Annotated in this window: 14 protein-coding genes and 1 pseudogene; 3 read left to right on the forward strand and 12 right to left on the reverse strand. The window is 62.6% G+C overall.

All coding sequences use genetic code 11. The annotated features are described in order from the left end of the window. Positions 1–33 precede the first annotated feature (33 nt). The gene (locus ACZ1G8_RS12365; RefSeq protein ID WP_472679651.1) at positions 34–1,764 is read left to right on the forward strand and encodes an AmpG family muropeptide MFS transporter; all 1,731 of its coding nucleotides are present in this window, start codon (positions 34–36) and stop codon (positions 1,762–1,764) included. Here ACZ1G8_RS12365 and ACZ1G8_RS12370 read toward each other — a convergent pair whose 3' ends face one another. Genes ACZ1G8_RS12370 through trpB form a run of 4 tightly spaced genes read right to left on the reverse strand, consistent with a single transcriptional unit; the run spans position 1,765 to position 5,910 of the window. Continuing rightward, positions 1,765–3,054 (reverse strand): bifunctional folylpolyglutamate synthase/dihydrofolate synthase, encoded by a 1,290-nt coding sequence (locus ACZ1G8_RS12370; protein ID WP_472679652.1) that lies wholly within the window; start codon positions 3,052–3,054, stop codon positions 1,765–1,767. 8 nt (positions 3,055–3,062) lie between these two features. Further along, positions 3,063–3,911, reverse strand: coding sequence for an acetyl-CoA carboxylase, carboxyltransferase subunit beta (gene accD / locus ACZ1G8_RS12375; RefSeq protein ID WP_221428554.1), 849 nt, complete (start codon positions 3,909–3,911; stop codon positions 3,063–3,065). Next, positions 3,908–4,699, reverse strand: a complete 792-nt coding sequence (gene trpA, locus ACZ1G8_RS12380; protein WP_472679653.1) for a tryptophan synthase subunit alpha — start codon at positions 4,697–4,699, stop codon at positions 3,908–3,910. Before trpA ends, accD begins: the two co-directional genes overlap by 4 nt. Continuing rightward, on the reverse strand, positions 4,696–5,910 hold the full coding sequence (trpB, locus tag ACZ1G8_RS12385; protein ID WP_472679654.1) for a tryptophan synthase subunit beta: 1,215 nt from the start codon (positions 5,908–5,910) through the stop codon (positions 4,696–4,698). Before trpB ends, trpA begins: the two co-directional genes overlap by 4 nt. Positions 5,911–6,001: 91 nt before the next feature. On the opposite strand from trpB, the gene ACZ1G8_RS12390 reads away from it, so the two are divergent. Further along, positions 6,002–6,313 (forward strand): chorismate mutase, encoded by a 312-nt coding sequence (locus ACZ1G8_RS12390; protein WP_472679655.1) that lies wholly within the window; start codon positions 6,002–6,004, stop codon positions 6,311–6,313. 19 nt (positions 6,314–6,332) lie between these two features. Here the strand turns inward: ACZ1G8_RS12390 and ACZ1G8_RS12395 are convergent, their stop codons facing one another. The 6 genes and pseudogenes from ACZ1G8_RS12395 to rpiB form a co-directional block, all read right to left on the reverse strand. Continuing rightward, positions 6,333–6,560 carry a hypothetical protein gene (locus ACZ1G8_RS12395; protein ID WP_472679656.1) on the reverse strand — a complete coding sequence of 76 codons (228 nt, stop codon included), beginning with the start codon at positions 6,558–6,560 and terminating at the stop codon, positions 6,333–6,335. Positions 6,561–6,652: 92 nt separating this feature from the next. Beyond that, positions 6,653–7,381, reverse strand: a complete 729-nt coding sequence (locus ACZ1G8_RS12400; protein WP_472679657.1) for an RNA methyltransferase — start codon at positions 7,379–7,381, stop codon at positions 6,653–6,655. Further along, positions 7,368–7,836: pseudogene (nrdR, locus tag ACZ1G8_RS12405) on the reverse strand (transcriptional regulator NrdR). Before nrdR ends, ACZ1G8_RS12400 begins: the two are co-directional and overlap by 14 nt. 14 nt (positions 7,837–7,850) lie before the next feature. After that, entirely contained in the window at positions 7,851–8,174 is a 324-nt protein-coding gene (locus tag ACZ1G8_RS12410) for a hypothetical protein (protein ID WP_472679658.1), read from the reverse strand. A gap of 25 nt (positions 8,175–8,199) precedes the next feature. After that, positions 8,200–9,513, reverse strand: coding sequence for a serine hydroxymethyltransferase (gene glyA / locus ACZ1G8_RS12415; RefSeq protein WP_472679659.1), 1,314 nt, complete (start codon positions 9,511–9,513; stop codon positions 8,200–8,202). A 2-nt stretch (positions 9,514–9,515) separates the two neighbouring features. Further along, complete coding sequence (gene rpiB / locus ACZ1G8_RS12420; RefSeq protein ID WP_472679660.1) at positions 9,516–9,953, reverse strand: ribose 5-phosphate isomerase B; 438 nt, start codon at positions 9,951–9,953, stop codon at positions 9,516–9,518. A gap of 124 nt (positions 9,954–10,077) precedes the next feature. On the opposite strand from rpiB, the gene ACZ1G8_RS12425 reads away from it, so the two are divergent. Continuing rightward, positions 10,078–11,313 carry a sensor domain-containing phosphodiesterase gene (locus ACZ1G8_RS12425; protein WP_472679661.1) on the forward strand — a complete coding sequence of 412 codons (1,236 nt, stop codon included), beginning with the start codon at positions 10,078–10,080 and terminating at the stop codon, positions 11,311–11,313. 30 nt (positions 11,314–11,343) lie between these two features. Here the strand turns inward: ACZ1G8_RS12425 and ACZ1G8_RS12430 are convergent, their stop codons facing one another. Both ACZ1G8_RS12430 and rpoD read right to left on the reverse strand, forming a co-directional pair. Beyond that, entirely contained in the window at positions 11,344–11,763 is a 420-nt protein-coding gene (locus ACZ1G8_RS12430; protein WP_472679662.1) for a nuclear transport factor 2 family protein, read from the reverse strand. 73 nt (positions 11,764–11,836) lie between these two features. Next, the gene (gene rpoD, locus ACZ1G8_RS12435; protein ID WP_244920769.1) at positions 11,837–13,840 is read right to left on the reverse strand and encodes an RNA polymerase sigma factor RpoD; all 2,004 of its coding nucleotides are present in this window, start codon (positions 13,838–13,840) and stop codon (positions 11,837–11,839) included. Positions 13,841–13,846 lie beyond the last annotated feature (6 nt).

The following is a 13,846-nucleotide window of genomic DNA, read 5'->3' on the forward strand; positions in this document are numbered from 1 at the left end:
AAAAAATACGTCTCAAAGGAAGGACGCTAGGGAATGGCCGAAGCGGTTGCAGATAAGAAGAAATCCGCGTGGAAGGTCCTCGGGCTCGCACTCAGGAACAGGAAAACCGGTTTCATGCTGCTGTTCGGCTTTGCCAGCGGCCTGCCTTTCGCGCTCTTCCTCGGCACGCTGTTCGCATGGCTGACCGAGGCGGAAGTCGATCTCGAGACGATGGGCATCTTCAGCCTCATCGGTCTTGCCTATGCGTTTCAGTTCCTGTGGTCGCCGCTGATCGACAAGGTCAACATACCTCTGCTGCGCCGTCTCGGCCGCCGCAAGCAGTGGATCGTGCCTGCGCAGGTACTGCTCGGCACCATCCTTGTGACGATGAGCCTGCTCGAACCGAAGAGCCAGCTTGGCTGGTTCAGCCTGCTCGCCGGTATCGGAGCTTTCGCCAGCGCGACGCAGGACATCGCGATCAACGCGTGGCGTATCGACGTTGCCGATGATGAAGCGACGATCGATATTCTCTCGACCGTTTACCAGATGGGCTACCGTCTATCCTCGCTTGTCGGAGGTGCGTTTGGCCTCATCATCGCCGCACGCATCGGCTGGCCGGAGACCTATGCGCTGATGGGCGCGATCCTGCTGGCTGTCGGCTTCGTCGGCCTCTGGGCGCCCAACGCCTCGGAATCGGACGCGGATGTCGCGACCGAGAGCGAGCTGCAGGTCCGCGCGCTGCGTAAGGCTGGCGAGCTTTCGCCTGTTGTCCGAAACCGTGCGCTGGGGCTGGTCGGACTGCTCTGGGCAGGCGCGATCGGCATTGTCCTCGCATTCATGATCATGTCGATGACCTATGCTCCGGAGGACCGGCCGAACCCGACCGAATTCACGCTTAATATCGGTCCGTGGATCATCGTGGCGACGATCATCCTGCCCGCGCTGATCGCGGGCTGGCTCGCGTCGAAGAAAGCCAAGGGCGAACACCTTCTCACCGAGGACGAGGCACCTGCGACAGGCGGCGCCTACGCGCTCGACCACCTTTATCGAGCGCTTGTTCTGCCACTGGTCGAGTTCGTCGGCCGTATGGGCTGGTCGCTCGTGCTGATCCTCGCCGTGGTCCTCACCTATCGCATTTGCGACGCGATCTGGGGCACATTCGCCTATCCGTTCTACCTCGGCGAGCTGGAGTACACCAATGACGACGTTGCCTTCGCTTCGAAGTTCTTCGGAGTGGGCGCAATCATCGCAGGTCTCGCACTTGGCGGCTTCATGCTGACCTCGATCGGCCGCATGGCGACACTGCTGATCGGCGGTGTCCTCGCAGCACTGACCAACCTGCTCTACGCCGACATGGCGATGGGCGGTGCGAACATGCAGGCATTCAGCGATGCGGTGGGCTTCACCTACCTGATCATGCAGATCCCCGAGATCGGCGATGCCGAGCTCGCGAAGCTCACGATCACCATCGCTTTCGAGAACCTCGCCATCGGCATAGCGGGTGCCGCCTATATCGCCTGGCTGTCATCGATCGTGTCGAAGAAGTTCAGCGCCGTGCAGTATGCGCTGCTGTCTTCGCTGACGCTGCTGGTCGGCACCCTCGGGCGCGGTGCGCTGGGTGAGATGATCGAGAACCAGGGGTACTACGATGTATTCATCCTGACGACGTGGATCGGCCTTGCTGCAGCAGTGCTCGTGTGCTTCGAATGGTACCGCGAGAGCCGGGGCAAGGCAGCTGCGGGGATCGTGGCGCCCGAGGCTGGCGAACGCGTCCCGGCCGAGTGATCAGTCGGGCAGTTCGTCGTTGAGGCGCAAGACTTCGCCCGCGAGGTAGAGCGAGCCAGCAATCAGCACCGGCAATCCGTCATCGGGCAGGGCTGCCAATGCAGAAGGAACGTCCACCGCCTCGCGCGCCTCGTCCCCGAATGCACAGGCGGGGTGCCAGTCGTGCCCGGGAACAGGAACCACCGTAACGGTCGAGATCGCGTCGCCCAGTGGACCCGTGATGGCTGTCGGGTCTTTCGCATCGAGCATTCCGACGACGAGGTGCAGCCTCTGACCTGCAAAGTGCTTCCCAAGGATGGCGCCGGCGGAAGGGTTGTGCCCGCCATCAAGCCAGATTTCGCGGTCGCCGGTTAGCGGGCCGGGCGCGAGCCGCTGGAGCCGCGCAGGCCAGGTCGCCGAGCGGATCCCCTCAGCCAGCGCATCGCGCGATATCGAGATGTAATCCTGGTGCCGCAGCATCGCGGCGGCCAGCGAGGCATTCTCGGGCTGGTGAGGGCCGGGAAGGCTCGGCAGCGGCAGGACGAGTTCGCCGTGCCTGTCGGCATAGTGGAGACCTGTTCCGCTTTCGCTCATGGACCACTCGCGCCCGCGCATTGCCAGCGGAGCGCCATTGCGGGCTGCAGCGGCCTCTACTTCGTGGGTCGCCTCGTCCGAATAGGAAAGTGTCACGAGCGATGATCCGGGTTTCGCGATCCCGGCCTTCTCGAAGGCAATGCGTGCAATCGGCACATCGGGAGTGCCCTCTTCGGGCGCGAGCAGGAAACGCTCGTGGTCAATCCCCAGCGCAGCGATCCCGCAAGCGGCGGGCTTTTCGAGCACGTTGGTCGCGTCGAAACGTCCGCCGAGACCGACTTCAACTACGCAAACATCCGCCGGGACGCGGGCAAATTCGGTGAAAGCTGCGGCAATCGTGACTTCGAAGAAGCTCGGGTTCAGGTCTTCGCCTGCATCCAGCACCTCGGCGAGCAGTTCGGCCAGCCGGTCGTCCGAAATCAATTCGCCAGCGACCCGGATACGCTCATTGTAGCGAACCAGGTGCGGGCTCGTGGTCATGTGGACCTTGTAGCCCCCTGCCTCCAGCATCGCGCGCAGGAAGGCGCAGGTGGAGCCTTTGCCGTTGGTCCCGGCGACATGGAGCACCGGAGGCAGCTTGCGATGCGGATTGCCGAGCCTCTCCAGCAGTACGCGGATCGTATCGAGGCCTAGGCGTCCGTCGGGCACACTTAGCTGCGCCAGCCGGTCAAGCTGGGCTTGCACCTTGGCATTCTCGGAGCGGGCGAAGTCCCGCATGGGAGGGGTCAGGCCGCTTCCGCAGGCGCGAGGTAGTCGATCAGCGTCGCCAGCGTGTCGCGCAGGTCGTGGCGGTGCACCACCATGTCGACCATGCCGTGCTTGTGCAGGTACTCGGCGCGCTGGAAGCCGTCGGGCAACTGCTCGCGGATTGTGTCCTGGATCACGCGCTGGCCCGCAAAGCCGATGAGCGCACCGGGCTCCGCAATGTGGACATCGCCCAGCATCGCATAGCTTGCGGTGACGCCGCCCGTGGTTGGGTCGGTAAGCACGACGATATAGGGCAGGCCTGCCTCTTTCAGGCGGCGTGTCATCACTGTCGCCTTGGGCATCTGCATCAGGCTGAGGATGCCTTCCTGCATACGCGCACCACCGGCGGCGGTGACGACGATGTAGGGTGCACGCAGCGTCAACGCGCGCTCTGCGCCCTGGCAGAAGGCGGTACCGACGGCCATGCCCATGCTGCCACCCATGAAGGTGAAGTCCTGCACGCCGACGACTGCGGGCTTGCCCTCGATCGTGCCTTCACCGACGAGAAATGCGTCCTTGTGCGGGCTCTTGGCCCGCGCCTGCTTGAGGCGGTCGGTGTACTTCTTCGAATCGCGGAACTTGAGCGGGTCTTCGGTCACATCCGGCACGGGAAGCGTCTGGAAACCTTCGTCGAGCAGCATGGCGAGGCGCTTGTCGGCGCCAATGCGTCCATGGTGGTCGCAGCGCGGGCAGACGTCGGCATTCTCGGCATACTCCTGTCCGAACACCATCTGCTGGCAGTTCGGGCACTTGACCCACAGGTCCTTGTCGGTGCTGCGCTTGGGCAGCCAGGAGATCGAATTGCGTACGCGTGTGAACCAGTTCATGCGGACGCCTTTGCCGCCGAATGGACCGCCTTGGCAAGGCTTGCAGTGTATTCGCGCAGCTTTTCCGGAGCCTTTTCGCCATGCTCGCCGACGAGTTCGACGAGGGCAGAGCCGACGACTACGCCATCCGCGACCTCGGCAATTTCTTCAGCCTGCTCGGGCGTGCGTACGCCGAAACCGACCGCGACCGGGATATCGGTCGACTGCTTGATGCGGCTGACATTGGCTTCGATGGATTCGATCGCTGCCTGCTGCATGCCGGTGATGCCGGCAACGGCGACGTAGTAGAGGAAGCCGGACGAGCCTTGGAGTACCTGCGGCAGACGCTTCGCATCGGTGGTCGGCGTGGCGAGACGGATGGGTGCGATGCCTTGCTCGCGCAGGGCCGGACCAAGCGCATCATCTTCCTCGGGCGGGATATCGACGCAGATCACACCGTCCGCGCCCGCTTCCTTGGCGGCATTGGCGAACCATTCGGGCCCGCGGCGGATCATCGGGTTGGCATAGCCCATGAGCACCAGCGGCACCTCGGGATGACGCTCGCGGAATTTGCGCGCGATGCGCAGCACATCGGCAGTCGTCGTGCCCGCGCCGAGCGAGCGCAGGTTCGCCGCCTGGATCGCAGGGCCATCGGCCATCGGATCGGTGAAAGGCATGCCCAGCTCGATCACATCCGCGCCGCCCTCGACCAGCGCGTCGAGATTGGCCGCAGTATCGCCATCGCCCGCGGTGACGAAGCAGACGAGAGCGGGGTGGGGCTTGGAGAAGGCGTTGGAAAGGCGCGTCACATCTCCACTCCCAGCCGCTCGGCGACGGTGAAGATATCTTTATCGCCGCGTCCGCACAGGTTGGCGAGGATCACGCTGTCTTTCGGCATGTCCTTAGCGATCTTCGCCACCGCCGCGATGGCATGGCTGGGTTCGAGGGCGGGGATGATGCCCTCGGTGCGGCAGAGGAGTTGGAAGGCTTCGAGCGCCTCCTCGTCGGTCACGGCGGTGTATTCGACGCGCTCCATTTCCTTCAGCCAGGCGTGCTCGGGGCCGATGCCGGGATAGTCGAGGCCGGCGCTGATCGAGTGGCCCTCGGTGATCTGGCCGTCCTCGTCCTGCAGCAGGTAGGTCTTGTTGCCGTGGAGCACGCCGGGAACGCCGCCGAGAAGGCTCGCGGCGTGCTCATCTCCGTCGAGGCCGTGACCTGCCGCCTCGACGCCAAGCATCTTCACGTCCGGATCGTCGAGGAAGGGATGGAACAGGCCGAGCGCATTCGATCCGCCACCGATGGCGGCCACGAGCAAATCGGGCAGGCGGCCGATGCGGTCCTGCATCTGCTGGCGTGCCTCGCGGCCGATCACGCTCTGGAAGTCGCGCACGAGCTCGGGGTAGGGGTGCGGACCTGCGGCGGTGCCGATGATATAGAAGGTGTCGTGGACGTTCGCGACCCAGTCGCGTAGCCCCTCGTTCATCGCGTCCTTGAGCGTCGCACCGCCGCTGGTCACGGGGACGACTTCCGCGCCAAGCAGCTTCATGCGGAAGACATTGGGCGACTGCCGCTTTACGTCCTCTGCACCCATGTAGATCACGCAAGGGAGGCCGAAACGCGCGCAGACGGTGGCTGTGGCCACGCCATGCTGGCCCGCACCAGTCTCCGCGATGATGCGCGTTTTGCCCATGCGCTTGGCAAGCAGGATCTGCCCAATGCAGTTGTTGATCTTGTGCGCGCCGGTGTGATTGAGCTCGTCGCGCTTGAACCAGACCTGCGCACCGCCGAGTGCCTCGGTCAGCCGTTCAGCAAAATAGAGCGGGCTGGGACGGCCGACGTAATGTTCGAGAAGGTCGTCGAACTCGCGCTGGAATTCCGGATCGGCCTGTGCGGCGCGATATTCGCGCTCAAGGTCGAGGATCAGCGGCATCAGCGTTTCGGCGACATAACGTCCGCCATAGTCGCCGAAATGACCCCGTTCGTCGGGCTGGTTGCGGTAAGTGTTGGGATTGCTTGCCATGTGGCCCTATTGCCGAGGTGAAGCAGACAAGTCGAGTGAGGGTTTCGTTTGTCCTCGACAAGCCGAATTCAAACCGCCATTCGGCGCGGCCATGAAGGACGGAATCAAGCTTCCCGAAGATTGCAGCGACATGCGCGAAGTGCGCGAAGGTGTCGATGCGACCGATCGCGAACTGATGGCGCTGCTCGATCGGCGCTTCGGTTACATGCGCGCCGCCGCGAGGATCAAGACCGACCGCGGCGTGGTGCGCGACGAGGCGCGCAAGGCCGAAGTGATCGACAATGCCCGCAGCGATGCCTCGGCCCGCGAGTTGCCGGCCGAGAAAATCGCTGAGATCTGGGAGCTTCTGGTCGAAACCTCGATCGCTTACGAACTGGTCGAGTGGGACCTGATCCGCAGCTGATCTCGACCCTAGAGGGCGCCTAGTTGCCCTGGTTGAATTCCTGCCAGCCTTCCTTGGTCAGGCAGACGCGCTCCTTGCGGCGGCTGCTCATGTCCATGCGGATGTAGCGGCAAATCTTCTTGTTGTCCGACTTCTCGGTCGCCTGCGCTTCGGTCTTCTCGCCTTCGTCCTTCTTCTCTTCCGGTTCGCCGGCGAGAGCAGGCATCGAAAGAGCGGCAAGGGCGAGAGCAGGCAGTGCGAGGCGCATTAGAAATTCCTTGAATTGTCAGGAGTTTTAGTTCGCTGGCGGGCTAACCAGACTTCCATGAACCGTCGATGACAATTCGACGAACTACTTCGTTACTTCTTCGGTCCTCGTTGCAACGAAGAAAGTACTCCGCGAAGCGTGCGCACTTCGAGGTGGTTCCAACCCGGTTTGGTAAGCACTCCGCGCAAGGTCCTGCGCGTGGCCTCGGCCCTCGCCTCCGGGAGGAAGTAGCCCTTCGGCTCCAGCATACCCTCGAGGTGGCCGATCAGGCCTTCGAGGTCTTCTTGCTGCGCGGGCGGAAGGAGGTCTTCCTGCGTCGGCTGCACGAGGCTCTCGTGCTTGGACCATTCATAGGCGCACAAGATCACGGCCTGAGCGAGGTTGAGCGAGCCGAATTCGGGGTTGATCGGCACGGTGAGGATAGCGCGGGCGAGGGCAACGTCCTCGGTTTCGAGGCCCGAACGCTCCGGCCCGAAGAGGATCGCGCTGCGTCCTTCGGCAGCTGCCATCTCGCGGCTTGCTTCCTCGGGAGTGTAGACAGGCTTGGTCACGCCGCGCTTGCGCACCGTGGTCGCGTAGACATGTGCGCAGTCGGCCACGGCGTCTGCGGTAGAGGAATAGACCTTCGCGTTTTCCAGCACGATATCCGCGCCTGCCGCTGCCGGACCTGCGTCGGGATTGGGCCAACCGTCACGCGGCTCGACCATGCGCATTTCGGTCAGCCCGAAATTGAGCATGGCGCGCGCCGCCTTGCCGATATTCTCGCCCAGCTGCGGACGGACGAGAACGACGACGGGCTTGCGCTCGTCAGGGACGCCCATTGGCGGCTTCCTGCACGGTGCTGGCAAATTCCTCGAAGTCGCGCGCTTCGCTGAAGTCGCGATAGACCGAGGCGAAGCGAATGTAGGCGACGCTGTCGAGTTGGCGCAGGCCGTCCATCACGAGTTCGCCGATCTTCTGCGAGGGGATTTCGGGTTCGCCGGCCGTCTCGACCTGGCGCTGGATCCCGCTGACGAGCTGGTCGATCTGCTCTTGCGCGACCTCGCGCTTGCGGCAGGCGAGCGAGATCGACTGCTCGAGCTTCGAACGGTCGAACGCCTCGCGGCGGTCGCCCGACTTTACGACGGTGACCTCGCGCAGCTGCACGCGTTCGAAAGTGGTGAAGCGGGCTCCGCACTTGGAGCACTGGCGCCGGCGGCGGATCGATGTCGAGTCTTCGGTGGGACGCGAGATCCTTCACCTGACTGTCGTCATGGGCGCAGAATGGGCAACGCATTCAGGAGTTTCCGGTCAGGGGCGCAGGCGCTTGTAGAGCATGAAGCCGGCGCCTGCGATGAGGCCGATGGGCCAGGTCACAACAGGCAGGATACCGCCTGCGATTGCACCAACGGCTGCACCGGTGAGCACCGGCTTGGTCGAGGGATGATTGAGTCCCTCTTTCGCCATTGCCTTGATCTCCGCGGTCGCATCGGGGACGAGGTCGTGATCGCCGTATGCAGGCTTGGACGGGTCTTCGTCGCGATTGCGGCCGAAGTCGTCGTCGCGGCTGCTCGGACGATCGTCATCGGACGGACGATAGCCGGTCGGCTCGCGGTCGTCTGGTATATTGCCCATGATTGCTCTCCTTTGGCTCCGGGCCTCAGCGTCCGGGGTAGACCGGGAAAGCCTTGCACAGTTCGGCCACGCGGTCACGCACGCTCTGCTCGACCTGTCCATCCCCCTCGGGGCCGTTCTTCGAAAGGCCGTCGACGACTTCGCAGATCAGCTTACCGATGGTTTCGAACTCTGCCTCGCCGAAGCCGCGGGTCGTGCCGGCGGGCGAGCCGAGACGGATGCCGCTGGTCACGAAGGGGCTGCGCGTGTCGTAGGGGATGCCGTTCTTGTTGCAGGTGAGCCATGCCCGGTCGAGGCCCGCTTCTGCAGACTTGCCGGTAACATCCTTGGCGGTGAGATCGACCAGCATCGAGTGGTTGTCGGTACCGCCCGAGACAACCCGGAGGCCGTTCGCTTCGATACCGCGTGCCAGCGCACGGGCATTTGCGACGATCTGTGCCGCGTAATCCTTGAATTCGGGACGCAGCGCTTCGCGGAAGGCGACGGCCTTGGCGGCGATCACGTGCATCAGCGGGCCGCCCTGCATTCCCGGGAAAACCGCCATGTTGATCGGCTTGGTCAGTTCCTCGTCGTTCCACAGGATGATTCCCGAACGCGGGCCGCGAAGGCTCTTGTGCGTGGTCGAGGTGACCACGTGGGCGTGCGGGAAGGGGTTGGGGTGAGCGCCGCCGGCGACAAGGCCCGAGATGTGGCTCATGTCGACCATCAGGTAGGCGCCGACTTCATCAGCGATGGAGCGGAAGGCTGCCCAGTCCCAGACGCGTGAATAGGCGGTGCCGCCAGCAATGATGATCTTGGGTTTGTGTTCCAGAGCGGTCGCACGGACCTCGTCCATGTCGATCAGCTCGTCGTCCTTGCGTACGCCGTAGCTGACCGGATTGAACCATTTGCCGCTCATGTTGACCGGCGAGCCGTGGGTCAGGTGACCGCCCGAATTGAGGTCGAGGCCCATGAAGGTGTCGCCCGGCTGCAGCAGCGCGAGGAAAACAGCCTGGTTCATCTGGCTACCCGAGTTGGGCTGGACGTTGGCGAAGTTGCAGCCGAACAGCTCCTTTGCACGCTCGATCGCCAGCGTTTCGACCACGTCGGCGTAATCGCAGCCGCCGTAGTAGCGCTTGCCGGGATAGCCTTCGGCATATTTGTTGGTGAAGACGCTGCCGGTGGCTTCGAGAACGGCGGTCGAGGCGATGTTTTCGCTCGCGATCAGCTCGATCTTGTCCTGTTGGCGGCCCAGCTCCTTGCGGATGGCGTCATAGATCTCGGGATCGGCTTCGGCGAGGCTGTCGTGCCAGAAGCGGTCCATCGGGGTGCGCGCGGTTTCTTTTGCCTGGGTAGCCATGATCAGATGTCCGGGTTGGAGAGCTTGTCGACGCGGCGCTGGTGGCGACCGCCGGCGAATTCGGTTTCGAGGAATGCGGTGACGCAGGCCTTGGCCATATCGACGCCGGTCAGCCGGGCACCGAGAGCGAGGCAGTTTGCATCGTTGTGTTCGCGGCAAAGGCTGGCCGAGAGCGGTTCGGAAACCAGCGCGCACCGCACATTGGGGTTGCGGTTGACGCTGATCGAGATACCGATGCCGCTTCCGCACAGCGCAATTCCGCGCTCTGCCGTGCCATCGGCGACCACGCTGGCCAGCTTGTAGCCGAAATCGGGATAATCGACGCTGTCGGTGGTCTCCGGGCCGAGGTCGGCGACCTCGTGACCCTGTTCGATAAGCCAGTCGCGCAAGGTCGCTTTGAGCTCGATTGCGGCATGGTCTGAGGCAAGGGCAATACGCATGGGGCGCACATAGGCGCTCACGGCGATTCTCTCCACCCCGAAGGCGGGTCTAGTGCACACGAATGTGCCGAAAAACGGCTTGGTTATGGCAAATAATTAATGAATGCCGGGTATCGGGGCGGGTATGAATATGACTGCCAACTCCACGCTGGTTCCCGCTGCGGCCTCGCGGCTGACGGTCGAATTGCAGCAAAATGCGTCGATCGACCGCATCCTTAACGCGGCTCGCACACATCTCGGGACCGAGATCGCTTTCGTTTCGCGCTATGTCGAGAATGACGAGAAGGAACTCACCCACGTCGATTCCGATCTCGACCTGCCGATGGGGCCGGGCTTCCGCGATCCGCGGGAAAACAGCTACTGCTGGCACATTGCGCAGGGCAGGCTGCCCGAACTGATCCAGGATCCGGCGGATTTTCCCTTCACGAAGGGCATCGGCATCACGCAAGCTCTGCCGGTGGGCTGCCACATCAACACGCCGCTGCGACTTTCCGACGGGACGCTCTACGGCAGCTTCTGCTGCCTCAGCCGGAAGCCGGACCGTTCGATGACCGAACGCGACCTTGGCGTGCTCAAGGCCTTCGCATCGCTCGCTGCCGAGCAGATCGAGGCGAGCGTCGAAAACGACTACCGCCGCGACCGTCTCGATGCGCGCATCACCAAGCTGATCGAAGAGAAAGGCATGCAGATCGTCCAGCAGCCGATCTTCTCGATCAAGACCGGCAAACCGGTCGGTGTTGAATGCCTATCGCGCTTTCCTGACGCGATGATGCGCGGACCGGACAAGTGGTTCGACGAAGCCGCCGAAATCGGCCGCGGTGTGGAACTGGAGCTGCTAGCCGTTGAAGGTGCGCTGGAAAGCGCTGCCAAGGTTCCAACCGACTTCTACGTCTCGGTCAATGTGTCGCCCGAGGCGATCACGTCGGGCAAGCTGGTGGGGCTTCTCAGTGGCTCCAAGTCGAAGAACCTCGTTATCGAGGTGACCGAGCATCAGAAAGTCGATGATTTCAATGCGCTGCGTGCAAATCTGGAGAAGATTTCGCAATACGCAAAGATCGCGATCGACGACGTCGGTTCGGGTTATGCCGGAATGCGCCACCTCGTGGATCTCGCGCCCGACCTGCTCAAGCTCGACATGAACCTAACGCGCGACATCCATCTCGACGTTGCGCGGTGCGCGCTTGTTGGTGCGATGGTGAAATTCGCCGAAGCGATCGGATCGAAGCTCATCGCCGAAGGAATCGAATACCCCGAAGAGGCCGAGGTCCTGCGCAGGCTTGGCGTCGAGTATGGTCAGGGCTTCCACTATGCGAAGCCGATGGCTGTCGAAGACGCTAGAAAGCTTCTGAAAGGAAGCTGATCGCAAGTCTAAGAGCCGATTGCTGGGATGCTATTGGCTAGCCTCGGCCATGGCGGCTTTGGTCCCCGGGTCCATGCAGACGGTGTGGCGCGCGATTTTCCAACCATCTTCCGCACGCACAAGCTCATCAGTTATGTCAGCCGTCGCGACAACAGACGGGGCGCCGTCGCCTTCCAGCACGGTTAGCAGTGATTTCACGACGACCTTGTCGCCGTCCTGTTCGAATAAATGACCAGAACCGACATGTCGCTTTAGGCCGGGTTCGCCGTCAAATATCGACTTGAGTTCCGAGCGAAAATCCTCGCGATTGCCCGAGGCCTGCATATCGCCTTCGATGGTGCCGCCTTCGATGTAAAAACTGGCGTGCCTGTCGACGTCCTTATCGTCCGCCGCGCGGTTCGCGCCAGCGAGGACTTCGATGATCTCGAGCTTGTCGCCTGTCGTGACCATGATGTTCGTTCTCCTTGCAGAATTGTCTGCGAATAGAACGGGCAGGGCGGGAAGCGCGTTCCCGCCCTGAACTCTATTGGTCGAGGAACGAGCGCATCTTGCGGCTACGGCTCGGATGCTTGAGCTTGCGCAGCGCCTTGGCCTCGATCTGACGGATACGTTCACGCGTCACCGAGAACTGCTGGCCGACTTCCTCCAGCGTGTGATCGGTGTTCATGCCGATACCGAAGCGCATGCGCAGCACGCGTTCTTCGCGCGGCGTGAGGCTGGCAAGGACGCGGGTGACCGTTTCCTTGAGGTTCGCCTGGATCGCAGCGTCGACCGGGATGATCGCGTTCTTGTCCTCGATGAAATCGCCGAGGTGCGAATCTTCCTCGTCGCCGATCGGCGTTTCGAGGCTGATCGGTTCCTTGGCGATCTTCATCACCTTGCGCACCTTCTCGAGCGGCATGGAGAGTTTCTCCGCCATCTCTTCGGGCGTCGGTTCGCGGCCCTGGTCGTGCAGGAACTGGCGCGAACAGCGGACCAGCTTGTTGATCGTCTCGATCATGTGGACCGGAATACGGATCGTGCGTGCCTGGTCGGCAATCGAGCGGGTGATCGCCTGGCGGATCCACCAGGTTGCGTAGGTGCTGAACTTGTAGCCGCGGCGGTACTCGAACTTGTCGACCGCCTTCATCAGGCCGATGTTGCCTTCCTGGATCAAGTCGAGGAACTGCAGGCCGCGGTTGGTGTACTTCTTCGCGATCGAGATCACGAGACGCAGGTTCGCCTCGACCATCTCCTTCTTGGCGATACGCGCTTCGCGCTCACCCTTCTGGACCATGTTCACGATGCGGCGGAATTCGGGCAGGGCCATGCCGGTGGCGCTAGCAATGTCCGATATCTCGGTGCGGATGCGATCGATCGCGTCGGCTTCCTTCTCGGCGAAGGCAGCCCACTTCTTGTCCTTCTTGACCCGGTCATCCATCCAAGTGTCGTCGAGTTCGTTGCCGATATAGGCATCGAGGAAGTCGACGCGCTTGACCTTGTGACGCTCGGCAAGACGCAGCATCTGGCCGCCAAGGGCGGTCAGGCGGCGGTTGAAGGCGTAGAGGTTGTCGACGAGGAACTCGATCTTCGTCGCGTGGAACTGGACGCTCTCGACCTCGGCGGTGAGCTGGTCGGACAGCGCTTCGTACTTCTTTTCCTTGGCGGGCGGGAAATTCTCGCCCTTGGCCATGGTTTCGACGCGCTCGATCTGGAGCTTCTCGAATTTGCCGAAGAGGTCCTTGATGCGTGCAAAGCGCTCGATGGCATCGGGCTTGAGAGCCGCTTCCATCTGCGCCAGCGACATGGTGTTGTCTTCTTCTTCCTCGTCGTCCTTGGAAGAACCTTCCTCGCCGTCTTCGCCTTCGGAATCCTCATCCGAGTCTTCGTCGTCGTCACGGATCGACGGACCAGCAGTCTCTTCAGAGATCTCGCCGTCGTCATCGTCGTCTTCGGCGTCGTCGTTTAGCTTGTCGGCCGGCGGCTCCTTCGAAAGCATGGCGTCGAGATCGAGGATCTCGCGCAGCTGCATTTCTTCGTTGTTGAGCGCTTCGGACCACTGGATGATGGCGTGGAAGGTGATCGGGCTCTGGCACAGGCCCATGATCATCATGTCGCGGCCGGCCTCGATGCGCTTGGCGATGGCGATCTCGCCTTCACGGCTGAGCAGTTCCACCGCACCCATTTCGCGCAGGTACATGCGGACCGGATCATCGGTGCGTTCGCCAGTGCCGGTCTTCTTGGCGGCAGGCTTCTTGGCAGCATCCTTTTCCTTGGCGGAGGGAGCCGGTGCGATTTCTTCGACTTCGTCTTCCTGCTCCGCATCCTCGTCGTTCTCGACGATCTGGACGCCCATTTCGGACAGGGCGGACTGGATATCCTCGATCTGGTCCGAGCTCATCTCGCCCTGCGGCAGCGCGTCGTTGAGCTCGTCATAGGTGACGTAGCCCTTCTTCTTCGCCTTGGTGAGGAGCTTCTTGACCGACGCCTCGTTGAGATCGATCAGGGGTGCATCGTCCTTGTCACCCGACTTCGATTTGGTTGCCATAAACTG

This window comes from Qipengyuania sp. BR81-2 (assembly GCF_055693895.1).

Bases quoted from the DNA above. Each gene is read 5' to 3' on its own strand.
- ACZ1G8_RS12365 (WP_472679651.1), top strand. From the start codon at position 34: ATGGCCGAAGCGGTTGCAGATAAGAAGAAATCCGCGTGGAAGGTCCTC.
- ACZ1G8_RS12370 (WP_472679652.1), bottom strand. From the start codon at position 3,054: ATGCGGGACTTCGCCCGCTCCGAGAATGCCAAGGTGCAAGCCCAGCTT.
- accD (WP_221428554.1), bottom strand. From the start codon at position 3,911: ATGAACTGGTTCACACGCGTACGCAATTCGATCTCCTGGCTGCCCAAG.
- trpB (WP_472679654.1), bottom strand. From the start codon at position 5,910: ATGGCAAGCAATCCCAACACTTACCGCAACCAGCCCGACGAACGGGGT.
- ACZ1G8_RS12390 (WP_472679655.1), top strand. From the start codon at position 6,002: ATGAAGGACGGAATCAAGCTTCCCGAAGATTGCAGCGACATGCGCGAA.
- ACZ1G8_RS12395 (WP_472679656.1), bottom strand. From the start codon at position 6,560: ATGCGCCTCGCACTGCCTGCTCTCGCCCTTGCCGCTCTTTCGATGCCT.
- ACZ1G8_RS12400 (WP_472679657.1), bottom strand. From the start codon at position 7,381: ATGGGCGTCCCTGACGAGCGCAAGCCCGTCGTCGTTCTCGTCCGTCCG.
- ACZ1G8_RS12410 (WP_472679658.1), bottom strand. From the start codon at position 8,174: ATGGGCAATATACCAGACGACCGCGAGCCGACCGGCTATCGTCCGTCC.
- glyA (WP_472679659.1), bottom strand. From the start codon at position 9,513: ATGGCTACCCAGGCAAAAGAAACCGCGCGCACCCCGATGGACCGCTTC.
- rpiB (WP_472679660.1), bottom strand. From the start codon at position 9,953: ATGCGTATTGCCCTTGCCTCAGACCATGCCGCAATCGAGCTCAAAGCG.
- ACZ1G8_RS12425 (WP_472679661.1), top strand. From the start codon at position 10,078: ATGAATATGACTGCCAACTCCACGCTGGTTCCCGCTGCGGCCTCGCGG.
- ACZ1G8_RS12430 (WP_472679662.1), bottom strand. From the start codon at position 11,763: ATGGTCACGACAGGCGACAAGCTCGAGATCATCGAAGTCCTCGCTGGC.
- rpoD (WP_244920769.1), bottom strand. From the start codon at position 13,840: ATGGCAACCAAATCGAAGTCGGGTGACAAGGACGATGCACCCCTGATC.